A 22,922-nucleotide genomic window follows, 5' to 3' on the forward strand; every position below is an offset into this window, starting at 1 on the left:
CGACACTTCCTCCCGTCCCGCCCGGGGGCGGGCCGGTCCGGCGTCGCCCATACTGGGAGGGTGGCGAAGACGAGGGCGCAGATCAACCGGAAGCATGCAGCAGGCGCACCGGCGGCGGTACCCTCCGCCCCGCCTGCCGGAGATCGGGCGGACCGTAAGGACAACGGCAGCCTGATCCTCATCGCGGCGGCCGTCGCGTCCCTGTTCCTCTTCTGGTACTTCCACCTGCTCACGCTGGGCCAGATGACGCAGCTCAGCGGCGGGCTCGCCATGCCGGACATGAGGGTCGGCGGGTACGACGTCGGCTCCGTGGAGCGCCTGCGCGGAGCGATGGACGACGACGCCCGCGGCCAGTTGAGCTACCTCCACAAGACGGCGGGCACGCTCTTCCCCCTGATCTTCGCGTTCGCCTGGCTCCTGCTCGTCCAGCTCCAGGTGGGGCGCCGCCGGCTGCGCTGGCTGCTGTGGTCCCCCGTGATCCTGTTCGTCGTCGTCGACCTGTGGGAGAACATCGCGATCGACGCCATGCTCGCGCAGGCTCCTGATGCGGGCGCCGTGGCACTCGCCTCGACGCTGACGGTCCTGCGGTGGGTGCTGCTCGCGGGAAGCCTGGGAGCCGGCGCCGTGGCGGTCTTCCTGCCGCGGCGCGTGCGGCATCCGCGGACCGGCGCGGAAAGCGGCGCGAAGAACGGGTAAGCTGGGATCGCTGGATCAGCGGATCCGCGCCTCTGTAGCTCAGTAGGATAGAGCGTCCCTCTCCTAAAGGGAAGGTCGTCGGTTCGATTCCGGCCAGGGGCACAGGCAGCCCGGGACGACGGGGAACGACGTCGCCGGGGACGAGGAGGATGGGCACCGCGCCCGTCCTCCTCGCTTTTAACCACCAGGAGCAACCGCCAGGAGGCCGGACCGATGACGGACGTCCCGACGATCACCGTCACCGCGCTGTGCCTGCTCGACGACCACCGCCGCCTGCTGCTCGTGCGCAAGCGCGGAACCACGATGTTCATGCAGCCGGGAGGGAAACCGGAGCAGAGCGAGACGCCGGAGGAGACCGGCGTGCGTGAACTGTTCGAGGAACTGGGCCTCGTCGTCGGGCCCGGGGACCTCACCCTGGTCGGCTCGTGGGAAGGCCCGGCGGCCAACGAGGCCGATACCCGGCTGCTGGCCACCGTCTTCCTGTGCCCGCTGGCCGCGGAGCCCCTGCCGGCCGCCGAGATCGAGGAACTAGACTGGCTGGACCTGGACTCCGAGCATCACCGGCAGGACCTCGCACCGCTGCTGACGGACTTCGTCCTCCCGGCACTACGCGGCAGAACCCTCCGCCGGGCATCCTCCTAGACGCCGCTGAGGGCCTCGGGCTCCTCGTCCATCGCCACGTTCTTCTGCACGGCGAACTGCGTGCGGTGCAGTTCCTCGTAGCGCCCGCCGAGGGCCAGCAGCTCGTCGTGCGATCCCCGTTCGACGATGGTTCCGCCCTCGACCACGAGGATCACGTCCGCACTCCGGATGGTCGAGAGGCGGTGCGCGATGACCATGGCGGTCCGCCCCTCGAGCGCCTCGCTGAGAGCTGCCTGCACGGCCGCTTCCGACGTCGAATCCAGCGCCGCCGTCGCCTCGTCGAGGATGACGACACGCGGCTGGGCGAGGAGGAGGCGAGCGATGGTCATCCGCTGGCGTTCGCCGCCCGAGAGCCGGTAGCCACGCTCGCCCACCATCGTGTCGAGCTGGTCCGGCAGCGACCGGACGAGGGGCTCCAGCCGGGCACGGCGGACGGCGTCCCAGACCTCGTCGTCGGTGGCGTCCGGCCGGGCGAGCCGGAGGTTCGAGAGGATCGTCTCGTGGAACAGGTGACCGTCCTGGGTCACCATGCCGAGTGTGTGCCGCATGGACGCGAAGGTCAGGTCCCGGACGTCGGTGCCGGAGAGGCGCACGGCACCGCTGTCGACGTCGTATAGGCGCGCGAGCAGTTGGGCGATGGTCGACTTGCCCGCACCCGAGGTGCCCACCAAGGCCACCGTCTGCCCGGGCTTGATCCGGAAGGACACGCCGTGGAGCACCTCCTCACCGCCGCGCGTGTCCAGCGTCGAGACCTCCTCGAGAGAGGCGAGCGAGACCTTGTCCGCGGACGGGTAGGCGAAGCGGACGTCGTCGAACTCGACCGAGACCGGGCCGGCCGGGACGACAACGGCGCCCGGCTTCTCCTGGATGAGCGGTTCGAGGTCCAGGATTTCGAAGACCCGCTCGAAGCTGACGATCGCGCTCATGATCTCCACGCGCGCGTTGGCCAGGCTCGTGAGCGGCGCGTAGAGGCGTGTGAGGAGGAGTGCGAGCGTGACGACCTCGCCGGTGTCGAGCTGTCCGCCGAGGGCCAGGAACCCGCCCAGCCCGTACACCAGGGCGAGCGCCAGCGCGGAGACGAGCATCAGGGCCGTGAAGAACACGAACTGCAGCATGGCCGTGCGGACGCCGATGTCGCGCACGCGTGCGGCGCGGACCCGGAACTCCTCGGCTTCCTCGTCGGGCCGGCCGAAGAGCTTCACCAGGGTGGCACCCGGGGCGGAGAACCGCTCGGTCATCTGCGTGCTCATCGCCGAGTTGTGGTCGGCGGCCTCACGGCGGAGCGAGGCGAGGCGGCTTCCCATCCGGCGGGCCGGCACCAGGAAGATGGGCAGCATGACGACGGCGAGCACCGTGACCAGCCACGAGGTGCTCAGCATGACGGCCAGGGTGAGCACGAGGGCCACGGTATTGGTGACGACACCGGAGAGCGTCCCGCTGAACGCCTGCTGGGCGCCGATCACGTCGTTGTTGAGGCGGCTCACCAGGGCGCCCGTGCGGGTCCGTGTGAAGAAGGCGATGGGCATCTTCTGGACGTGGTTGAAGACGGCGGTGCGCAGGTCGAGGATGACGCCCTCGCCGATGCGTGCCGAGTACCACCGCGTCACGAGGGACACCGCGGCGTCGGCCACGGCGACCAGCGCGATGACGACGGCGAGCCACACCACGGTGCGGACCTCGCCGCGGGCGACGATCACGTCCACGACCTTGCCGGCGAGCACCGGCGTCGCCACGGCGAGGAACGCACCCACCACGGACAGCAGGATGAAGAGCACCAGCTTCGTCCGATACGGCACGGCGAACGTGAGGATCCTCCGGACGGATTCGCGGGAGAACCCGTGCGTGCCGTTCTTCGCCGTCGATATCTTGTACAGCGAGCTCCAGGCCGCGCCTTCCATGCTCATAGCAATTCCTCCCGTGCCAGTCCCGGCGCGGATCCCCGGTGTGTGGACCCGCGTCGCAATACTTCGGAACAATTAGTGCATGTCCCGGTGTTCACCCCAGTAGTGTTCTACTCCGGTCCCGGCCGGGTGGAGTGGAGGTACCTAGGGTTCAAGCCGTTGGCCACCTCTTCTATTTCCCCCGCCCGGCGCGCCCGTCCGTCCGAAACCGAAGGAAGTCCCATGACCAACCGCCTGTCCATCCTTGGTGCCGCTGCCGCCCTGACCCTCGCGCTCGCCGGCTGCGGGTCGTCGACCCCTGCGAATGAGGGTAGCCCCTCCGGGTCCGCGGAGTCCGGGGAGTCCAGCGCCCTGCAGGAGATCCAGGACTCCGGCGTCCTGACCGTGGGCACGGAGGGGACGTACAAGCCCTTCAGCTACCACGAGGAAGGCAGCGGGGAGCTCACCGGGTACGACGTCGAGGTGATCACCGCCGTCGCGGAGAAGATGGGCGTCGAGCCCGAGTTCCAGGAGACGCAGTGGGACGCGATCTTCGCGGGCCTGGAGGCCGGCCGGTTCGACGTGATCGCGAACCAGGTGTCCATCACGGACGAGCGCAAGCAGAGCTACGACTTCTCCGACCCGTACACCGTCAGCTCGGGCGTGATCGTCACGGCCGCCGACAACAACGACATCTCCTCCTTCGAGGACCTCGACGGCAAGACCACGGCCCAGTCGCTGACCAGCAACTGGTACGAGCTCGCGCAGGAAGCGGGCGCGAACGTCGAACCGGTGGAGGGCTGGGCACAATCCATCACCCTCCTCGAGCAGGGCCGCGTGGACGCGACGATCAACGACGAACTGACGTACCTCGACTACCAGAAGACGAACAACAACGAGGGCATCAAGATCGCGGCCACCACCGACGAGACCTCCGAGAGCGCCGTCGCCGTCGCCAAGGGCAGCACGGAGCTCGTGGACGCCATCAACAGCGCCCTCGGTGAGCTGCGCGCGGACGGTACTCTCGCAGAGATCTCCGAGAAGTACTTCGGCTCCGACGTCAGCGAGTGATGCGGCCGCTGAGGGACGGACCGCATCCCGGACCGCGGGAGGGCGCCCTGGCCGGAGGAGCTGAGTAGTGGACTGGGAGCTGCTCCGCACATCTTTCTGGCCCATGCTCCACGGCGGCCTGGTCGGCACCATCCCGCTGTCCATCACGTCGTTCGTGCTCGGCCTCGCGCTGGCCCTCGTCGTCGCGCTGATGCGCATCAGCGGGCAGCCGGTCCTCGCGGGCATCGCACGGTTCTACGTCTCGGTGATCCGCGGGACCCCGCTGCTCGTGCAGCTGTTCGTGATCTTCTACGGCCTGCCGTCCGTCGGACTGACCATCGATCCGTGGCCCAGCGCGATCATCGCCTTCTCGCTGAACGTGGCAGGGTATGCGGCCGAGATCCTGCGTGCCGCCATCCTGTCCGTCCCGAAGGGCCAGTGGGAGGCAGGACACACCATCGGGATGTCCCGCACCCTGACCCTGCGCCGCGTCATCCTCCCCCAGGCGGCACGCGTCTCGGTGCCCCCGCTGTCCAACACCTTCATCAGCCTCGTCAAGGACACCTCCCTGGCGTCGCTGATCCTGGTGACGGAGCTGTTTCGCGAGGCCCAGCAGATCGCCGCGTTCTCGCAGCAGTTCATGCTGCTCTACCTCGAGGCCGCCGCGATCTACTGGGTGTTCTGCCTCGTCCTGTCCAGCGGCCAGTCCGCGCTCGAGAAGAGGTTGGACCGCTATGTCGCCCACTGATCCGCTGCATCCTCCCGTCACCTCCGGTCCCCTGCTGACGGCCACGGCACTGCAGAAGTCCTTCGGCGACAACCAGGTGCTGAAGTCCATCGACCTGCACATCGACAGCGGGCAGGTGGTCGCGCTCGTGGGCCCGTCGGGCTCCGGCAAGACCACCGTGCTGCGCTGCCTGAACGGACTCGAGACGCCCGACGGCGGGACGGTCGCCTTCCGCGGCGGCCCCTCGGTGGACTTCGGCGCGAAGGTGACGAAGAAGGAGGCCCTGTCCCTGCGCGACCGCAGCGCCATGGTCTTCCAGAACTACAACCTGTTCCCGCACAGAACGGTCCTCGAGAACATCATCGAGGGTCCGGTGCAGGTGCAGAAGCGGCCCCGGAAGGAGGCCGTCGCGGACGCGGAGCGGCTCCTGGCCCGCGTGGGGCTCGCGGAGAAGCGGGACGACTACCCGTTCAACCTCTCCGGCGGCCAGCAGCAGCGCGTCGGGATCGTCCGCGCACTCGCACTGCAGCCCGACCTCCTCCTCTTCGACGAGCCGACCTCGGCCCTCGATCCGGAACTGGTCGGCGAGGTCCTCACCGTCATCAAGGAGCTCGCCGAGGAGAAGTGGACCATGGTGATCGTCACCCATGAACTCGCCTTCGCCCGCGAGGTCGCCGACCAGGTGGTCTTCATGGACGGCGGCGTCGTCGTCGAGCGCGGTCACCCCGACCAGGTGCTGCGCAATCCACGCGAGGAACGGACCCGCCGGTTCGTCCAGCGCCTGCTCAACCCGTTCTAGCGGGCGGTCAGGCTCTGTCGCCCGGCGGCTTCGCGCACGGCTTTCACAGCCATACCTCCCGGAACGTCGGTGCGTTGCGCTGCGACACGCCCTCAGGCGACGGACCGCGTGCACGACGCCGCATGCGCCCTGCGCCCCGATGACTCGGGTCCGAGGCCAGCGCCTGCTCAACCCGTTCCAGCGGGCGGTCAGGCCGTGATGCGGTCCGGGTGGGAGTAGCAGTTCAGGGAGGTCCCGCGGCTGAATCCGACGAGCGTGAGCCCGGCGTCGTCCGCGAGATCCGCGGCCAGTGACGACGGGGCGCTGACGGCGGCGAGCACGGGGATGCCGGAGAGCTGCGCCTTCTGCACGAGCTCGAAGGACGCCCTGCCGGAGACCTGCAGCACCGTTCCCCTCAGGGGGAGCATGCCTTCGCGCAGCGCCCAGCCCACCACCTTGTCCACGGCGTTGTGGCGCCCGACGTCCTCCCGGAGGCAGAGCAGCTCCCCCTCGGCGGTGAAGAGGCCCGCGGCGTGGACTCCTCCCGTGCGGTCGAAGAGCTTCTGGCTCTCGCGCAGCCGGTCCGGCAGGGATGCGAGCACGCCGAGGTCCACGGGAGAGGTGTCGGTGCGCAGGTCGAAGCGCGAGGACTTCCGGACCGCGTCGATCGAGGCCGTGCCGCAGATGCCGCACGAGCTCGACGTATAGACGTGGCGCTCCATCGCCGTCTCCGGCAGGACGGTGCCGGGCCGGAGCTGGGCCTCCACCACGTTGAAGGTCTGCTGCCCGTTCTCGTCGACGCCGGCGCAGTAGCGCAGGCTCGGCAACTGGCCCGGCTCCCAGACGACGCCCTCGGAGACGAGGAATCCCGCCACCAGGTCGAAATCGTCACCGGGGGTCCGCATGGTCACGGTGAAGGCGCTGCCTCCGAGCCGGATCTCCAGCGGTTCCTCGCCCGCCAGGACATCCTCCCGGCGCCCGGTCTGCGCTCCGATGCGGAACTTCGTGATGCGGCGTCGCTGTGTAACCCGGTTCATCCGGCACTCCTTAACCTCGGCCCTAGAACGAGGTTAGTTGACTCCAGCCACCTCCCGGCACTGTCGTCCCCCGCACGAGGAGGTGGACAGCGCGGGACCGGCGGGCGCCGGGGCGGAATTCCTCCGACGGAGGGAGCGCCCTGGCCCCGCATGGCTGCCCGGGTCAGCCGACCCAGGGCAGCGGGAGCGACGGGACGTCGTCGCCCGGCTCGCAGCCTGCTGCTGGAACGACCATCACGCCGTCGGCCCCGGCCAGTCCGCGCAGCATGCCCGAGCGCTGGTGGGTGCTCGGGACGGCCCGCCCGGACTCGAGCCGGTAGGGCACCAGCCGGCTCCTGCCGGGCAGGGGCTCGAACGCGTCGGCGCTGGTGACGGCGGCGGGTTCCTCGAGGGCGGTGCCCCTCAGTCCGGCGAGCAGCGGTGCGGTGACGGTGAGCATCGCCATCATGGCCGCCAGGGGGTTGCCGGGGAGTCCCACCAGGAAACGGCCGTCGGGCAGCCGTGCGAGGAGGGTCGGGTGTCCCGGCCGCATGGCGATGCCGTCGATGAGCAGCTCGGCCCCGAGTTCGGCGAGGGCGCGGCGGATGTGGTCGGCCGAGGAGCTCCCCGTCCCGCCGGTCGTGATCAGGACGTCACCCGAGGCCCGGGCCAGCGAGGACTCGTCGGTTGGCTCCGCGCTGATCGCGGCCACGACGTCGTCGAGGTCGTCCTTCGCCCGGCTGGCGACGTCGACGTGGCCGCCGAGCATCGCGACGAACCCCGGGAGCTGCGGCCCGAAGGTGTCACGGACCTGGCCGGGATGCGGCAGGCCGTGATCGATGACCTCGTCGCCGGTCATGAGCAGGGACACGCGCGGTGCCCGGAGGACAGCGAGCGTGTCGTGGCCGCACACCGCGGCCAGCGCGATCTGCGCCGGGTTGAGGACCACCCCGGCAGGAATGGCCATGGAGCCTTCCTCGGCTTCCTCGCCCGCCGGCCGGACGTGCTCGTGCAGCGACGGCTCGCCGGGCCGGGCGGCCTCGTTCCGGTCCAGCAGGTCCCCGCGGACCGAGCCGTGCTCCGTACGGAGGATGCCGAGGGTATTCCGGGGAACCACGCCGCCCGTGAGGATGAACGTCGCCTCACCCGGGGCGAGCGAGACCCCACCCGAGTCGGCGTGGGGTGAGGGCCTGCCCCTGCTCTGGTCCTCCGCGTGGCTCACGAGCTTCCACGGCGGCTCCCCGTTGACCGCCCAGCCGTCCATCGCAGAGGACGCATAGTGCGGAATGGCCTGCAGGGCGTGGACCGGCTCGGCGAGCGTCTGGCCCAGGGCATCCGCGAGGTTCACCGTCTGGAACGGCAGCGGGCGTCCGGCTCCGTGGGCCAGGGCACGGGCGGTCCTCCAGTCGACATCTCGGGCGTCGGTGTTCTCGCTCATTCGGGGCTCCCCTCTCCCGCAGCCCGGGCGCAGAGCGCCTCGGCCACGGCCATCGCCGATCGCATCGCCAGCTGCTCGTCCGCCTGGCCGCTGCCGACGGCGAGGCCGGCGGCGTAACCGACGACGAAGGTGGTCAGGGGGGCCGCGGGACGGACGACGCCGTGCGCCGCCTTCCCCGCCAGGCCCAGGACGGCGTCGATGTCCACGTCCGTCCCGTCGATCTCGAAGGCGGCGAGCAGCTGCTCGGTCCAGTCGTGCAGCAGCTTGTTCCGATCGTCCATGAGCCCTCCGGGCGTTGCTAGGGGACGTCGACGCCGAGCGCTCGGGCATCGTTCCAGGTGTCGACGTCGTGCGTTGTGCCCGGCGGAACCGGGACTGGTCTTGTCTTCACACTAGCAAGGAGGCTGCGCATGGACAGGTTGTCGGCGGGTCCGCGCGCGAGGACGGCGTCGATGGCGGCCGCGAGGTCGCCGCTCCGGTACAGCGCCGCCAGCGGCTGGTCACGCCCGCCGTCGACCGCGACCAGGGAGTCTTGCGCTCCTGCGGCAGCCTCGGCGAGCAGCACCTCGAGCAGGACGGCGACGCGGGGCATGTCACAGGCGACGACGGCGCACCACGGCGCTCTGGGTCCTGATCCCGCCCGGAATCCGGCGACGACCGCGGACGCCGGTCCGGCGAAAGCGGGTTCCTCCCGCACGAACACGGCCGCCGGGGGAAGCCGCACGGCGTCGCCGGGCTCCGGTCCCACGACTGTCAGGCGTTCCGCGCGGGCGAGGGCTGTGCAGGTGCGCTGGAGCAGGGTCGCACCCTCCAGGACCAGTCCGGCCTTCGGCACGCCGCCGAGCCGCGAGGACCTGCCACCCGCGAGGACGACGGCGTCGAACCTCGGTACGTCGGGTGTCACGCAGCTGTCTCGCTGAGGAACTCGTTCCACTGCGGCGCCGGCTTCTCGAGCTCGCGGATCTGCCACTGCGGTCCCCGCGGAGGCATCGGCACGGTGCGCAGCTTCCAGCCGAGGCTGCCGAGGGTCTTGTTCCCCTTGGCGTTGTTGCACTTCAGGCAGCAGGCCACGAGGTTCTCCCAGGTGTCCCCTCCGCCCCGGGACCGCGGCAGGACGTGGTCGATGGTCGAGGCGGTCTTGCCGCAGTAGGCGCACAGGTGGTTGTCGCGACGCAGCACCCCCCGCCGCGTGGCTGTCAGGTCGTGGCGGTACGGGATCTTCACGTAGCGGTTGAGCAGGATCACCGAGGGTCTGCCGAGGATCTCGGTGGGGCCGACCACCGGTTCGCCGTCCTCCGCCACGACGCTCGCCTTCCCCGTGAGCACAAGCACCAGTGCCCGGCGGAATGTGATGACCGCAAGTGGTTCATACCCAGCATTCAGAACAAGAGTGCGCATGCGTGGCCTCATTGCTGACCTGTTCCCCGCACCGGTTGCCATCCCGGGGTACGGGAGAAGAGCTTCGGATTGACACTGCAAGGGTAAGCCGGAGACCGGCCTGCGGAGAATCCCGGCCGGGCGGGCTTGACGTACCGCGCCCGGCTCCCTCCTGCGACCGGTTAAACGCAAGGAACCGGCACAGCGTGCCGGTTCCTTGATCCTGATGCGTGCGGGAATCAGCCGCCGACGCGGATGTATACGCCACCCGAGCCGAGCTCGGCCGGTGCGATCACCGTGGTGTTGCCGTTGAATCCACCGTGGACGGCCTGGCCGCCACCGATGTAGACCGCGATGTGGGCTGCACCCATGCCGCCGTCGGCGTAGTAGATGAGGTCGCCCGGGATGGCCTGGCCGGCGCTCACGGTGCGGCCCAGGGAGAGGTAGCCTGCCGGCCAGCCGTGGAAGTTGATGCCGGCAGCGGCGAGGGAGTTGCTGACGAGGCGCGTGCAGTCCTGCATGACGCCGAGCTGGCCCTTGGCAGCGGCGGCGATGGTCGCGGCGACACCGGAGGAGACTGCAGGGGCGGGAGCAGGTGCGGGAGCAGGTGCCGGGGCAGCTGCGCGAACCGGGGCGGCTGCGGGAGCCGGCGCGGGAGCGGCGACGGCCTGGACAGCAGCGACGGCCTGGACGGCGGGAGCCGGAGCAGCGGGAGCCTTCACGACGGGAGCCGGAGCGGCCGGAGCCGGAGCAGCGGGAGCCGGAGCAGCGGGAGCCGGAGCAACAGGAGCCGGAGCGACGGGAGCCGGAGCGGCGGGGGCCTCAGCGACAGGAGCCTCGACGACAGGAGCCGGAGCTGCGGGGGCCTTGACGGCCGGGGCCTTCTTGGCGACGACCGGCTTGGCGTGGACCTTCACCGCGGTCCTGTTGAAGGACACGACGGTCTTGGACGACGCCACGACGGCCTGACGGGCCGAGGTGACGGTGATGCTGGAGGATGCGACGTCGCGCTGCGGCTGGAGATCGGCGGCGTTGGCTGCAACTCCGCTGGTCAGCACGAGGCCGGAAGCCGCGGCGATGACGGCGGCCTGGCGGCCGACCGATCCTGCGTTCGACGCTACTGCGGCGGAAAGAGCGGTCAGCGGGTTGGCGTTCTGGGGCGCGCGGTGGCGGCCCAGCGAAGAGCTGGTGGACACGTTGGATTACCTCTCCCAACGCCTGCGAGGTGAGCTGTCGGATTCGGATGGGAGTCACCCGGCCGCTGCGCTAACAGCGACTTCACCCCAAGGATTTCTCGAAAGAAATCCGAAACTTGGTTCCCCCGCCTCTGCCATGCGATGGTGCGGACGGACCTCGAGCAATGGCAGAGCTAGGCGATTTGCAGGAGGGTGCCGGATCTAGAGCGAATTTGGCACGAAATGAACCGTACAACACAAATGCAGGTTATGTCACATTCTGGTCACAGAATGGTGTGTTATTGGTGACGGCAATTACGCCGCGACGGATACGAAGACGTGGGAGGCCACCTCGGGAGGCAGCTCCAGTGCACCCTCGACGCCCGGCACGCGCACGGAGACGTACCCTCCGACGGACTCGAGGTTCAGCTGCGCACCCGGGCGCAGGCCGCCCTCGTCGAGCTGCGTGAGGAGTTCCGGATCCACCTGGATCGGCTCCGCCAGCCGCACGAGCGTGACCTGCTTCTCCGGCGAGTACGTGCCCATCGCGGAGAGCAGCGTGACGACGCCGTCGGTGAACAGCTCGGACTGGACGCCGCCGATGGCCTCGAGTCCCGGGATCGGGTTGCCGTAGGGGGATTCGGAGGGCTTTCCGAGCAGTTCGTAGAGCCGGCGCTCCACGCGTTCGCTCATCACGTGCTCCCAGCGGCAGGCCTCGTCGTGGACGTAGGCCCAGTCGAGCCCGATCACGTCGCTCAGGAGCCGCTCCGCGAGGCGGTGCTTCCTCATGACCCCGGTGGCCCTGCGGCGACCCAGTTCGGTCAGTTCGAGGTGCCGGTCGCCGGAGACGACCACGAGTCCGTCGCGTTCCATGCGACCGATGGTCTGGGAGACGGTCGGCCCCGAGTGACGAAGCCGCTCGGCGATGCGGGCGCGGAGGGCGACGATGTTCTCTTCCTCGAGCTCAAGGATGGTCCGCAGGTACATCTCGGTGGTGTCGATGAGGTCCGTCATGCGGTTCAGCTCCTTGGTGCAGTGAGGTCGCGCGGCTGGAATGCCTCACGCCGGTGGGGGTGCCACGGCCGGCACAGCCAGCTCCGCCCCACGCCTCCCAAGGTTAACCCATGGCGCGACGCGCCCGGCAATCAGCTCCGACGACGCCACGGGCAGGCGCAGGAGGTCTCCCGCTCCGGCGTTCACAAATGGAGGGCCGACCTCCGCTGGGGCAGAATGAGGGCGATACCCGCCGCCGACACAGCTGGAGCGACCATGACCGACCTGCCCCGCATCCCCGACCACCTGCTGCCCGCGGACGGGCGTTTCGGCGCAGGTCCGTCCAAGGTGCGAAGCGGGCAGATCGACGCACTGGTGTCCGCCGGGCCGTCGCTGCTCGGCACCTCGCACCGCCAGGCTCCCGTCCGCAACCTGGTCGGCCGCGTGCGTGAGGGGCTCAGTACCTTCTTCGGCGCCCCCGAGGGGTACGAGGTGGTCCTCGGCGTCGGCGGGTCCACCGCGTTCTGGGACGTGGCGGCGTTCGGCCTCGTCGACCGGAAGGCGCAGCACCTCTCCTTCGGGGAGTTCGGTTCGAAGTTCGCCTCCGCGACCGACAAGGCGCCGTTCCTCGGCGCATCGAGCATCATCACCGCCGAGCCGGGCACCCGCCCCGACCCCGTCGCGGAGGCCGGCGTCGACGCCTACGCGTGGCCGCAGAACGAGACCTCGACGGGGGTCGCGGCTCCCGTGCGGAGGGTCGAGGGGGCGGACGACGGCGCACTGGTCCTCGTCGACGCCACCTCCGCGGCCGGCGGCCTCGACGTCGACGTGTCGCAGGCGGACGTCTACTACTTCGCTCCGCAGAAGAACTTCGCGTCCGACGGCGGCCTGTGGCTCGGACTCTTCTCCCCCGCCGCGCTGGAGCGTGCCGCGCGGATCAGCGCCGGCGACCGGTGGATCCCGGACTTCCTCGACCTCCAGACGGCGATCGACAACTCGCGCCTGAACCAGACCTACAACACCCCGTCGCTGTCCACCCTCGTCACGCTGGACGCGCAGGTCGAATGGCTGAACGCCCAGGGCGGCCTGCCGTTCGCTGCGGCCCGCACCGCGGACTCCGCCGGCCGTATCTACTCGTGGGCGGAGGCCTCTGCGGTGGCGAGCCCCTACGTGGCCCGCACCGAGGATCGCTCCAACGTGATCGTGACCGTGGACTTCGACGACGCGGTGGACGCGGCACGCATCGCCGCCATCCTGCGCGCGAACGGCGTCGTCGACGTCGAGCCGTACCGCAAGCTCGGCCGCAACCAGCTGCGCATCGCGACCTTCGTGGCCATCGAGCCCGACGACGTCTCGGCGCTCATCGCCTGCATCGACCACGTGGTCGAGAACCTCCTCTAGGACGTTCCGTCCGTCGCCTCGTGGTCCATCCGGAGGCGGCGGGGAGCGGAACGGTCGTAGCGCAACCGCACGTCGTGGTAGCGCCATGCCCAGAAAATGCCCGCCGCGGCGGCGATGAGCCCCGAGGCCGCGGCCACCCCGAGGCTCCACCTCGGACCGAAGGCGTCGGAGACCCAGCCCACGACGGGCGCGCCCAGCGGGGTCCCGCCGAGGAAGATGGCGAAGTAGAGGGCCATGACACGGCCGCGCATCACCGGGTCCGTGGTCGTCTGCACGTAGGCGTTGGCACTGGTCATCAGCGTCAGCGCGAACAGCCCCACGGGAACGAGGGCCGCTCCGAACAGCCAGAGGTTCGGGGCCACGGCGGCGAGGATGCAGGCGACCCCGAACGCCGCCGCAGCACCGAAGACGAAGCGCAGGCGAGGCCGTTCCCGCCGTGCGGACAGCAGGGCGCCGGCGACCGACCCTACGGCCATCACCGAGGACAGGATGCCGAAGACGCCTGCATCCTGGCCGAACTCGGTGCGCGCCATCGCGGCGATGAAGACGGCGAAGTTGAGTCCGAAGGTGCCCACGATGAAGATCGCGAGCAGGACCATCAGGAGGTCCGGCCGCTGCCGCACGTAGCGGAACCCCTCCCGGATGCGGCCCTTGCCCGGGGCGGACCGCGGCTGCGGGTTCAATTCCGAGCCGCGCATGGCGAGCAGGACGTAGACCATCGCGCCGAAGGTGAGCGCATTGATGAGGAATACCCAGCCCGGACCCACGCCGGCCGTGAGCAGCCCGGCGATGGCGGGCCCCACCAGACGGGCGCCGTTGAACGAGGCACTGTTGAGCGCGACGGCATTGGGGAGGTAGTCGTCGCGCACCAGCTCGGAGACGAACGCCTGGCGGGCCGGTGCGTCGAAGGCCGACACGATCCCGAGCGCCAGGGCGAAGGCATAGACGTGCCACAGCACGGCGGCATCGACGAGGACCATCAGGCCGAGGCCCACTCCGAGCAGGGCCATGGCGACCTGCGTGGTGGCGAGGAGGCGCCGTCGGTCGACCGTGTCCGCGATCAGCCCGGCCCAGGGGGCGATGACGAGCTGCGGCCCGAGCTGGAGCGCCATCACGATCCCGAGGGCGGATGCGTTCTGCGGTGTGAGGATGTCGTAGACGAGCCAGTCCTGGGCAGTGCGCTGCATCCAGGTACCGATGTTGGAGATCAGCGCTCCGATGAACCAGAGCCTGTAGTTGTGGATCCCGAGCGATCGGAAGGTGCTCAAGCCCCTCCTCTTCGGTTCCGGCGCCACTGCTGCATCACCCGGCGTCGGGCTGTCCTTCGGCGTCGCGGCTCGTTCCGTCATCGGTGCGGTCCGCAGAGGTCCCTGCGGCGTCCTCCAGCGGGTCGACGTCGGGGACGACTGCTTCCTCGGGCGCCCCGGCGCCCGGTCCGGCGTTCTCTCCGGCGGATGCGTCCTCCGGCACCTGCTCCTGGTTCCCGTCCTCGCCCGGGTCGGCAGGAATCACGTCCGACGGCGCCTCCTCCGGCTCCGAGTCCGACGGCGCTTCGTCCGGCTCCGAGTCCGACGGCGCTTCGTCCGGCTCCGAGTCCTCGGGGCGGACCCGCTCCGACCACGGCAGCCACTCGGGCGCCAGCAGGGAAGCCGCAGAGGGCAGCAGTCCCACCTCGCAGACCGTCACGTCCTTACTGCGGGCGACACGGGCGACGCTCGCGTACCACTGCCAGCCCCCGTATCCGGGCACGAAGGCCTCGAACCGGTGCGTGACGAGGCGCTCGCCCTCGATCGTGGCGGACACGTGACGGCCCACCTGTGCTTCGGGGGCGACCTCGAGCACTCCGCGGCGAGCCCGTTCCACGGCCGCTTCGAGCACGGCATCGGACTTCGGGATGCGGCGCGACACTTTCCGCGGCGCCTCCGTGGGGGTGGCGTCGGCGGGTGCGGCTCCGGCGTCGGTCGGAGCGGCGCCGTCGGCGGTCTCCAGGTTGCTCGAGGTCATGGTGGAAGCCTACGCGTCGAGGTCGTCGGCAACCGCCCTCAGGACGGCGGCGACCTTCGAAGCGTGGGACTTCTCGGGGTAGCGCCCCTTGCGGAGTCCGTTGGACACGCCGTCGAGGAGTTTGATGAGGTCTTCCGTGATGACGGCCATGTCATCCGCGCTCTTCCGCGTCGCCTTGACCACGGACGGTGCCTGCTCGAGGATGCGCGCCGACAGGGCAGAGGGTCCGCGGCGGCCGTCGGCCACGCCGAACTCGAGCTTGGTGCCGACCTTGACCTCGCTCACGCCCGCGGGGAGCGCGGAGGCGTGCAGGAACACTTCCTTGCCGTCATCCGTGGCAAGGAATCCGAATCCCTTGTCCGCGTCGAACCACTTCACTTTGCCGATGGGCACGTCGTTACCTCTTCTTAGCTGTACCGGGCGGGATGCGCCTGCGGTTCCGGTCCCGGGTGCGGGGACACCGCCGGGTGCCCAGGCGCACTGCCACCGCCGGGGAAGTCTGTGTCTCCTAGGATATAGCTTTTCGGGCGGCCCCCCTGCCGTGGTTCTTGTAGTCTGGGACGGCTATGATCCCGAATGAACCGGCACCGCGCCCCTCCTCCGAGCACCTCCAGCAGGGCACCGGCGGGTCCGGGCGGTCCTCCCGCCTCCGTCGCGCGCTGATGGTGCTTGCGGTCGTGTTCGCCGTCATCGGCCTGGTGTCGCTCGCCGCGATCCTCCTCACCGCTTTCCTCCAGGGGTCGGTATGGCCCGGGTTCGTGCTCGCCACCTACTTCTGCCTGCCGATCGCCTTCCTGCTGATGGGCGCGGTCGTCGTCTCGTCGGCGATCTCCCGCCGGAGATCCTGACAGCTCCCGTCCTGACGGTCTCGCCGGCGGTAGCCCGGCCTCGCCGGCAGTAGCCCGGCTCCGCCGGCAGGACCCTGGCCGAGCAGGGACTCCCGGTCTGTCGGAGGCGCCGGGTAACCTTGGAGGGATGTCCGCGATCCGAGCACTGGCCGAACAGCTGGCCCTCCGGAGCGATGACGAACTGCGGAGCCTGCTTGCCGTCCGGCCCGACCTCATCCTCCCCCCGGTGCCTGACTTCGCCGCGCTCGCGGCGAGGGCATCCACCCGGGTCAGTCTGCAGCGCGCCCTCGACAACGTATCGCGCCCCCAGCTTCAGGTCCTCGAGGCGATCGTGGTCCTCGGCGAGGACGACGGCACTGCCGTGACCCGGGCGCGCCTGGCGTCCGCCTTCACGACGGCGGAGGTCGAAGCTCTCGATGCGATCCTCGCCGACCTCGGTCAGAGGGCCCTCGTCGTCGGTTCCGCGGAGGAGGGCTTCCTACCGGTCGGGGCGTTGGCCGATGCGCTGGGGCCCTACCCTGCAGGTCTCGGGCGGCCCTTCCGCACGCTGGCAAGGTCGATCCCGCGCTACGGGCCGGCGCTGGTCCACGCCGTGTCCCTCGTCGAGGCCGAGGCTGCCACCGATGCGATGACGGGCGCGTCCGCCGCGCAGGTGCTCGACGGCGTGGTGGCCGATCCGGAGGCATGGAGCCGCGTCCTGGCCGACGCCCCCGACGGCGCGGCTCCGCTGCTCTCGCGACTGCGCGATGCTCCGGTCGGCTCGACGGCGACGGGAGGAGGGGACGGGGCCTCGCCCGCCGTGCGCTGGCTGGTGGACCGCTGCCTGCTGGCACCGCTGGACGCCCTCCACGTCGAACTCCCGCGGGGAGTGGGCAGGGCGCTCCGCGGTCACGTGGTCTTCGCGGCCCTCGAGACGACCCCGCCCGCCGGAGCGGAACGGACCACGCGCGCGAGCCTGCGGGACAACGCCGCCTTCGGCGCGATCGCGGAGACGCTCCGCCTGGTGACCGCCCTCCTCGGATCCGTCGCCGCCACCCCGGTCTCCACGCTCCGCTCCGGAGGAGTCGGCGTGCGGGAGCTGCGACGCGTCCGTGAGGCGCTGCGCACGGACGACGGCGAGGCCGCCTGGCTGCTGGAACTCGCGGCCGCCGTCGGGCTCCTGACCCTCGACCCCGACGATTCGCGCTGGAAGACCTCCCGCCTCGACGCCTGGGAAGCGCTGGACCGCGAGGCCCAGTGGCTCCTCCTGGTCGAGGGATGGCTGGCCCTGGACCGCGCACCGGCCCTGGTCGGTTCCCGGCTGCCCGACGGGACGGCCGTCAACGCCCTCGCCGCCGAGGCCTCCCGTCCCGATGCACCGATGGTGCGCCAGCGGTTCCTGGCCGTGGCCTCCGATCTCTCCGGTGCCCGCCCCGAGGAGGACGGCGGGCCCGCGGCCGGCCCGGCCGCGGTGCCGGTCCTCACCGAGCAGTCGGTCATCTCGCTCGCCACCTGGCACCAGCCGCGGCTGCACCGGCGCTTCGCCCGCCTGCTGCCGGGCATGCTGACCGAGGCGGCGTTCCTCGGCCTGACGGGGAGCGGTGCGCTCGCCGACGCGGGGCGCCTCGTGGCGGAGGGACGCTTCGAGGAGGCCGCCGACGGCATCCGCCGGGCCCTGCCGGCCGCGGTGTCCCACGTCGTCCTGCAGGCCGACCTCACCGCCGTCGCTCCCGGGTACCTGCAGCCCGAGGTGGCGCGGGGGCTGCTGCGCATGGCCACACCGGAAGGACAGGGACCGGCCACCACCTACCGTTTCTCGGCCGACTCCATCCGCTCGGCGCTCGACGGAGGCGAGGACGCGGAGTCGATCCTCGCCTTCCTGCGCACCTCCTCCGCCACGGAGATCCCCCAGCCCCTGACCTACCTCGTCGAGGACACCGGGTCGCGGTACGGCAGCCTCCGGGTCGGGCGCGCCGGGAGCTACCTGCGCACGGACGACGACGCGGTCGCCGCGGCCCTCCTGGCGGACCCGCGTGCGGCGGCGCTCGGGATCCTGCAGGTGGCGCCGACCGTGCTGGTGTCGGCCGTCTCTCCCCAGGAACTGACCGCGCTCCTGCGGGACCTCGGGTTCGCGCCGGCAGCGGACGCCGTGGCTGCCGTCGCGAAGACATCCGCCGAGCCGGCGCCGGCTGCCCGGGTCTCGCCGGAACAGCTCCGGTCGCGGCTCAACCCCTGGTCGGTCGCCGAGGAGGAGATCGCGGCACAGGTCGCCGCACTGCGCTCGGCGCGGCCCGGGCCCGCCGACTCCGCGTCCGGTTCGGACAGCGAGATCCTCCTGGGACTGGAGACCCTGCGGGCAGCCATCCGGTCTCGGAGCCGCATCCGCCTCGGCACCGCCGACAGCGAAGGGAATCACGTGCGCCAGGTCCTCGTTCCACTCTCGGTATCGGGAGGCCGCCTGCGGGTGTTCGATCCCGAGAAGCAGGTGGAGAAAGTCGTGTCTGTACACCGCGTCATGGACGTGGAAATCCTCGAAGGGAGCCCCGCAGATGGCTGACGGGCCGCTGATCGTCCAGAGCGACAAGACCATCCTGCTCGAGGTGGACCACGAGCAGGCAACCGAGGCGCGCCACGCGATCGCCGCGTTCGCCGAGCTCGAGCGGGCCCCGGAGCACGTGCACAGCTACCGGCTCACGCCGCTCGGGCTGTGGAACGCACGGGCCGCCGGACTGGATGCCGAGCGGGTCCTCGACACGCTCCTGAAGTACTCGCGCTTCCCCGTGCCGCACGCCCTCCTCATCGACATCGAGGACACGATGTCGCGCTACGGCAGGCTCCGCCTCGAGAAGGACCCCCAGCACGGCCTCGTGCTGCGGACCTCCGACTACCCGGTGCTCGAGGAGGTCCTGCACGCCAAGAAGATCCAGCCCCTGCTCGGGCCGAGGATCGACGGCGAGACCGTCGTCGTGCACTCGTCCCAGCGCGGACAGCTGAAGCAACTGCTGCTCAAGCTCGGGTGGCCCGCCGAGGACTTCGCAGGCTACGTCGACGGGACACCGCATCCCATCGCGCTGGACGAGGACGGCTGGACGCTGCGCCCGTACCAGCAGCTCGCCGTCGAGAACTTCTGGTCCGGTGGCTCCGGCGTCGTCGTCCTGCCGTGCGGGGCAGGCAAGACCCTCGTGGGGGCCGCAGCCATGGCCACGAGCCAGACCACGACGCTCATCCTCGTCACCAACACGGTGTCGGCCCGGCAGTGGAAGGACGAACTGCTCAAGCGCACCTCCCTGACCGAGGACGAGATCGGGGAGTACTCGGGGGCCGTGAAGGAGGTGCGGCCGGTGACGATCGCGACCTACCAGGTCCTCACCACGAAGCGCGGCGGGCTGTACCCGCACCTCGAGCTGCTGGACGCGAACGACTGGGGCCTGATCGTGTACGACGAGGTCCATCTCCTCCCGGCACCGATCTTCAAGATGACCGCCGACCTCCAGGCACGCCGGAGGCTCGGGCTCACGGCGACCCTCGTCCGCGAGGACGGCCGGGAGGGGGAGGTGTTCTCGCTCATCGGGCCGAAACGGTACGACGCGCCGTGGAAGGACATCGAGGCCCAGGGCTACATCGCACCCGCCGACTGCGTCGAGGTCCGGGTGGACCTGCCACGGGACGAGCGCGTCGCGTATGCCATGGCCGACGACGCCGACAAGTACCGCCTGTGCGCGACGTCGGACACGAAGTCGGACGTGGTGGAGAAGCTCGTCGCTGCCCACCGGGGCGAGCAGCTGCTCGTGATCGGACAGTACATCGACCAGCTCGACGACCTCGCCGTACGGCTCGCAGCCCCCGTCATCAAGGGCGAGACGACGGTGCGGGAACGCCAGCGGCTCTTCGACGCCTTCCGGGCGGGTGAGATCCACGTGCTCGTGGTCTCCAAGGTCGCCAACTTCTCGATCGACCTCCCCGAGGCATCGGTCGCGATCCAGGTCTCCGGGTCCTTCGGGTCGCGGCAGGAGGAGGCACAGCGGCTCGGCCGGCTCCTCCGGCCGAAGAGCGACGGCAGGGCCGCGCGCTTCTATACCGTCGTCGCCCGGGACACCCTCGACCAGGACTTCGCCGCCAAGCGCCAGCGGTTCCTCGCCGAGCAGGGGTACGCCTACCGCATCCTCGACGCAGCCGCGATCGGCGACAAGGAGCCCAGGGACTCCTGAGCAAGTCTTCAGCAGCGGCTCAGCCAATTCACAGACAACGTGCGGATACTGGTGCCGTGAAGAAAACAGTCCCCGAAGCGAAACTGCTGGTCGTCGACGACGAACCGAACATCCGCGAGCTCCTCTCGACCTCCCTGCGGTTCGCCGGCTTCGACGTCGTCGCCGCCGCGAACGGACGCGACGCCCTTGCGGCCGCCGAGACGCACAACCCCGATCTCGCCGTGCTCGACGTCATGCTCCCCGACATGGACGGATTCACCGTCACCCGGCGCCTGCGGGCCGCCGGCCGCCACTTCCCCGTCGTCTTCCTGACGGCGCGGGACGACACCGAGGACAAGGTCACCGGCCTGACGGTCGGCGGTGACGACTACGTCACCAAGCCGTTCAGCCTCGACGAGGTGGTGGCCCGCATCCGTGCGGTCCTGCGGCGCACGCACCCGCTCGAGGACGACGACGCCGTGATCCGCGTCGATGACCTCGAACTGGACGACGACGCACACGAGGTCCGGCGTGGAGGGGAGACGATCGACCTCTCCCCCACCGAGTTCAAGCTCCTGCGCTACCTCATGATGAATCCCAACCGCGTCCTCTCGAAGGCACAGATCCTCGACCACGTCTGGGAATACGACTTCAACGGGGATGCGTCCATCGTGGAGTCCTACATCTCGTACCTGCGCCGGAAGATCGACCGGAGCTCCGACACCGTCGCCCTGATCCAGACGAAGCGCGGCGTGGGATACCTGCTCCGCTCCGCCGACAAGCGGTAGCGCCCTTCCCTTGATCAAGCGTTGGAACGCGGCGTCCCTCCGCTCGCAGCTGGTCGCGATCATCATGCTCCTCATGATCGTGACCGTCGGCATCACGGGCCTGGCCACCGTGTCCCTGCTGCGGCAGGGACTCGTGGACAGGCTCGACGCCGACATCCTCACCAACGCGAAAGTGGTCTCGGAGACCATCTATTCCGAGGTTCCCGCCGATGACGGGACGGTTCTCCGCTACTACGCGGCGATCCTCGACCGGGGCGCCTCCATCGTCGCCGAGAACCAGTCCTCCGATGCCGCGGACGTGCCGGAGCTGGACGGCCTCACCCCGGAGAGGATCACGGACCTCGAGAGTTCCGGCTTCGACGTCCCGGGGACCGCGCCCTCGAGCCAGGGCTGGCGGGTGCGCGTCTTCCCGTTCGCCAACGGCGAGGGGTACCTCGCCATCGCGTCCCGCCTGAACACCGTCAACGAGTCGGTGCAGGAGTCGACGGAGATCATCTTCACCTCGGGCCTCGTCACGACCGTACTCGCCTCGATCATCGCCTTTCTCGCCGTGACGCGGCAGTTCGCGCCGCTCGCACGGGTGGAGCGGACCGCCGCCGCCATCGCCACCGGGGACCTCTCCCGCCGCGTCGCCATCGAGCGGCCCACCACGGAGATCGGGCGGCTGTCGCGGTCCCTCAATGCGATGCTCGCGCACATCGAGCGTACCTTCGCCGCCAGGACCGCCTCCGAGACGAAGATGCGCCGCTTCATCGCGGATGCCTCCCATGAGCTTCGGACCCCGCTCGTCACCATCCGGGGATACTCGGAGCTCTACCGGTACGGGGCCCTGCAGAAGGACGAGGACATCGCCACCGCGATGGGCAGGATCGAGAGCGAGGCGATCCGCATGGGCCAGCTCGTCGAGGACCTGCTCACGCTCGCCAGGATCGATGAGCAGCGGCCCCTCGAGATGAAGCCCCTGGACCTCATGGTGCTCGGCCACGACGCCGCCTTCGACGCTCGCGCCACGGCGCCGGACCGGTCCATCACCATCATCGGCCTCGACGGCGGGAATCCGCGCTCCGCTCCCACACGCGGTGACGAGGCCCGCCTCCGCCAGGTGGTCGCCAACCTGATGACCAACGCGCTCCGCTACACCCCGGAGGGCTCTCCCATCGAGATCGCCGTCGGCGTCGCGCCGGTACTGCACGGCACCAGCGACTCCGTCCTCGAAGTCCGGGACCACGGTCCGGGCATCTCCGAGGACGACGCCGCCAAGGTCTTCGAGCGCTTCTACCGGGCGGACACGTCCCGCCATCGCGAGACGGGCGGCACGGGACTCGGACTCGCCATCGTGGCCGCACTCGTCGCGCAGCACGACGGCACGGTGCGGCTGGAGGAGACACCCGGGGGTGGGGCCACCCTGTCCATCCGGCTCCCCCACGTGCCGGCGGACGAGCAGGACGACGATGCTGCCGGGGAGGACAGCGCGGGCCCCGGCTCCGAGGCCGCGTACTCGAGCGGGATCACCCCGCCGCAGGCACCATCGGCGAAGCCGGTTGTCCACAAGGGCCGCGACGACCGCTGACCGTTCGCCGCCGTGCCCTACCGTCGGATGCGTCAAGGAAGCGCGAGCACCCGGGAGCACAGCATGGCATTCTTCAACGTAGACACCGACAGCCTGGCTGCCAAGAGCAGCCAGGTGCAGGGCACCATCACGAGGCTGCAGGCGGAGGTGAACTCCATGCAGGCCGGCCTCCGTGAACTGGAGGGGCTGTGGACCGGGCAGGCAGCCACCAATTTCCAGCAGCTGATCCTGCAGTGGCGGGCCACCCAGCAGCAGGTCGAGGAATCCCTCACCGGCATCAATGCCGCCCTCGACGTCGCCGCCCAGCAGTACGCCGACGCCGAGCAGAGCAACGCCCGCATGTTCCTGAGCTGATCCAGCGGAAGGGCGGGCA

23 protein-coding genes, 1 tRNA gene and 1 riboswitch are annotated in these 22,922 nt (G+C 70.2%); of the genes, 13 read left to right on the plus strand and 11 right to left on the minus strand.

The window, feature by feature from the left end:
* Positions 1-60: 60 nt before the first annotated feature.
* The 3 genes from ACX80J_RS15385 (at position 61) to ACX80J_RS15395 (ending at position 1,338) form a co-directional block, all read left to right on the plus strand.
* Positions 61-696, plus strand: coding sequence for a hypothetical protein (locus ACX80J_RS15385; protein ID WP_459344806.1), 636 nt, complete (start codon positions 61-63; stop codon positions 694-696).
* A 28-nt stretch (positions 697-724) separates the two neighbouring features.
* Positions 725-798: transfer RNA gene (locus ACX80J_RS15390), tRNA-Arg, on the plus strand.
* A 111-nt stretch (positions 799-909) separates the two neighbouring features.
* Positions 910-1,338 (plus strand): NUDIX hydrolase, encoded by a 429-nt coding sequence (locus ACX80J_RS15395; RefSeq protein ID WP_459348372.1) that lies wholly within the window; start codon positions 910-912, stop codon positions 1,336-1,338.
* On the opposite strand, the gene ACX80J_RS15400 is transcribed toward ACX80J_RS15395, so the two are convergent.
* Positions 1,335-3,242 (minus strand): ABC transporter ATP-binding protein, encoded by a 1,908-nt coding sequence (locus ACX80J_RS15400; RefSeq protein ID WP_459344804.1) that lies wholly within the window; start codon positions 3,240-3,242, stop codon positions 1,335-1,337. The genes ACX80J_RS15395 and ACX80J_RS15400 overlap by 4 nt on opposite strands.
* Positions 3,243-3,461: 219 nt before the next feature.
* Here ACX80J_RS15400 and ACX80J_RS15405 point away from each other — a divergent pair, with 219 nt between their 5' ends.
* From ACX80J_RS15405 to ACX80J_RS15415, 3 genes are all read left to right on the plus strand, one after another.
* Positions 3,462-4,289 carry an amino acid ABC transporter substrate-binding protein gene (locus ACX80J_RS15405; RefSeq protein WP_459344803.1) on the plus strand — a complete coding sequence of 276 codons (828 nt, stop codon included), beginning with the start codon at positions 3,462-3,464 and terminating at the stop codon, positions 4,287-4,289.
* 103 nt (positions 4,290-4,392) lie between these two features.
* Positions 4,393-5,016: an amino acid ABC transporter permease gene (locus ACX80J_RS15410; protein ID WP_459345152.1), complete on the plus strand. Its 624-nt coding sequence runs from the start codon at positions 4,393-4,395 to the stop codon at positions 5,014-5,016.
* Positions 5,003-5,794: an amino acid ABC transporter ATP-binding protein gene (locus ACX80J_RS15415; RefSeq protein WP_459348373.1), complete on the plus strand. Its 792-nt coding sequence runs from the start codon at positions 5,003-5,005 to the stop codon at positions 5,792-5,794. The genes ACX80J_RS15410 and ACX80J_RS15415 overlap by 14 nt, the downstream gene beginning before the upstream one ends.
* A gap of 188 nt (positions 5,795-5,982) precedes the next feature.
* On the opposite strand, the gene fdhD is transcribed toward ACX80J_RS15415, so the two are convergent.
* From fdhD to ACX80J_RS15450, 7 genes are all read right to left on the minus strand, one after another.
* Positions 5,983-6,810, minus strand: coding sequence for a formate dehydrogenase accessory sulfurtransferase FdhD (gene fdhD, locus ACX80J_RS15420; protein WP_459348374.1), 828 nt, complete (start codon positions 6,808-6,810; stop codon positions 5,983-5,985).
* Positions 6,811-6,973: 163 nt separating this feature from the next.
* On the minus strand, positions 6,974-8,227 hold the full coding sequence (locus ACX80J_RS15425) for a molybdopterin molybdotransferase MoeA (RefSeq protein WP_459348375.1): 1,254 nt from the start codon (positions 8,225-8,227) through the stop codon (positions 6,974-6,976).
* Positions 8,224-8,508 (minus strand): DUF6457 domain-containing protein, encoded by a 285-nt coding sequence (locus ACX80J_RS15430; RefSeq protein ID WP_459348376.1) that lies wholly within the window; start codon positions 8,506-8,508, stop codon positions 8,224-8,226. Before ACX80J_RS15430 ends, ACX80J_RS15425 begins: the two co-directional genes overlap by 4 nt.
* Before the next feature lie 17 nt (positions 8,509-8,525).
* A complete protein-coding gene (gene mobA, locus ACX80J_RS15435; RefSeq protein WP_459348377.1) occupies positions 8,526-9,131 on the minus strand; it encodes a molybdenum cofactor guanylyltransferase in 606 nt (201 codons plus the stop codon).
* Positions 9,128-9,625 (minus strand): HNH endonuclease, encoded by a 498-nt coding sequence (locus ACX80J_RS15440; RefSeq protein ID WP_459344797.1) that lies wholly within the window; start codon positions 9,623-9,625, stop codon positions 9,128-9,130. Before ACX80J_RS15440 ends, mobA begins: the two co-directional genes overlap by 4 nt.
* Before the next feature lie 218 nt (positions 9,626-9,843).
* A complete protein-coding gene (locus ACX80J_RS15445; protein WP_459348378.1) occupies positions 9,844-10,800 on the minus strand; it encodes an NlpC/P60 family protein in 957 nt (318 codons plus the stop codon).
* A 5-nt stretch (positions 10,801-10,805) separates the two neighbouring features.
* A riboswitch (cyclic di-AMP (ydaO/yuaA leader) is annotated at positions 10,806-10,983 on the minus strand.
* Between the two features lie 111 nt (positions 10,984-11,094).
* Positions 11,095-11,793: a metal-dependent transcriptional regulator gene (locus tag ACX80J_RS15450; RefSeq protein ID WP_087075470.1), complete on the minus strand. Its 699-nt coding sequence runs from the start codon at positions 11,791-11,793 to the stop codon at positions 11,095-11,097.
* Between the two features lie 255 nt (positions 11,794-12,048).
* On the opposite strand from ACX80J_RS15450, the gene serC reads away from it, so the two are divergent.
* Positions 12,049-13,173, plus strand: coding sequence for a phosphoserine transaminase (serC, locus tag ACX80J_RS15455; protein ID WP_459348379.1), 1,125 nt, complete (start codon positions 12,049-12,051; stop codon positions 13,171-13,173).
* Here the strand turns inward: serC and ACX80J_RS15460 are convergent.
* Genes ACX80J_RS15460 through ACX80J_RS15470 form a run of 3 tightly spaced genes read right to left on the minus strand, consistent with a single transcriptional unit; the run spans position 13,170 to position 15,570 of the window.
* Entirely contained in the window at positions 13,170-14,441 is a 1,272-nt protein-coding gene (locus ACX80J_RS15460; protein WP_459348380.1) for an MFS transporter, read from the minus strand. The genes serC and ACX80J_RS15460 overlap by 4 nt on opposite strands.
* Positions 14,442-14,475: 34 nt before the next feature.
* Positions 14,476-15,177: a DUF3027 domain-containing protein gene (locus tag ACX80J_RS15465; RefSeq protein WP_459344793.1), complete on the minus strand. Its 702-nt coding sequence runs from the start codon at positions 15,175-15,177 to the stop codon at positions 14,476-14,478.
* A 9-nt stretch (positions 15,178-15,186) separates the two neighbouring features.
* Positions 15,187-15,570: a cold-shock protein gene (locus ACX80J_RS15470; RefSeq protein ID WP_087075479.1), complete on the minus strand. Its 384-nt coding sequence runs from the start codon at positions 15,568-15,570 to the stop codon at positions 15,187-15,189.
* Positions 15,571-15,743: 173 nt separating this feature from the next.
* Here ACX80J_RS15470 and ACX80J_RS15475 point away from each other — a divergent pair, with 173 nt between their 5' ends.
* The 6 genes from ACX80J_RS15475 to ACX80J_RS15500 all read left to right on the plus strand — a co-directional run bounded on the left by ACX80J_RS15475 (position 15,744) and on the right by ACX80J_RS15500 (position 22,903).
* Entirely contained in the window at positions 15,744-16,025 is a 282-nt protein-coding gene (locus ACX80J_RS15475; RefSeq protein ID WP_459348381.1) for a hypothetical protein, read from the plus strand.
* Positions 16,026-16,152: 127 nt separating this feature from the next.
* Positions 16,153-18,561 (plus strand): helicase-associated domain-containing protein, encoded by a 2,409-nt coding sequence (locus tag ACX80J_RS15480; RefSeq protein ID WP_459348382.1) that lies wholly within the window; start codon positions 16,153-16,155, stop codon positions 18,559-18,561.
* Positions 18,554-20,212 (plus strand): DNA repair helicase XPB, encoded by a 1,659-nt coding sequence (locus tag ACX80J_RS15485; RefSeq protein ID WP_459348383.1) that lies wholly within the window; start codon positions 18,554-18,556, stop codon positions 20,210-20,212. The genes ACX80J_RS15480 and ACX80J_RS15485 overlap by 8 nt, the downstream gene beginning before the upstream one ends.
* A gap of 56 nt (positions 20,213-20,268) precedes the next feature.
* Positions 20,269-20,979, plus strand: coding sequence for a response regulator transcription factor (locus ACX80J_RS15490; protein ID WP_459344789.1), 711 nt, complete (start codon positions 20,269-20,271; stop codon positions 20,977-20,979).
* A 10-nt stretch (positions 20,980-20,989) separates the two neighbouring features.
* Positions 20,990-22,549: a sensor histidine kinase gene (locus ACX80J_RS15495; protein ID WP_459348384.1), complete on the plus strand. Its 1,560-nt coding sequence runs from the start codon at positions 20,990-20,992 to the stop codon at positions 22,547-22,549.
* 63 nt (positions 22,550-22,612) lie between these two features.
* On the plus strand, positions 22,613-22,903 hold the full coding sequence (locus ACX80J_RS15500; protein ID WP_459344787.1) for a WXG100 family type VII secretion target: 291 nt from the start codon (positions 22,613-22,615) through the stop codon (positions 22,901-22,903).
* The last annotated feature ends 19 nt before the right edge of the window (positions 22,904-22,922 follow it).

The sequence above is a fragment of the Arthrobacter rhamnosi genome (genome assembly GCF_054510975.1).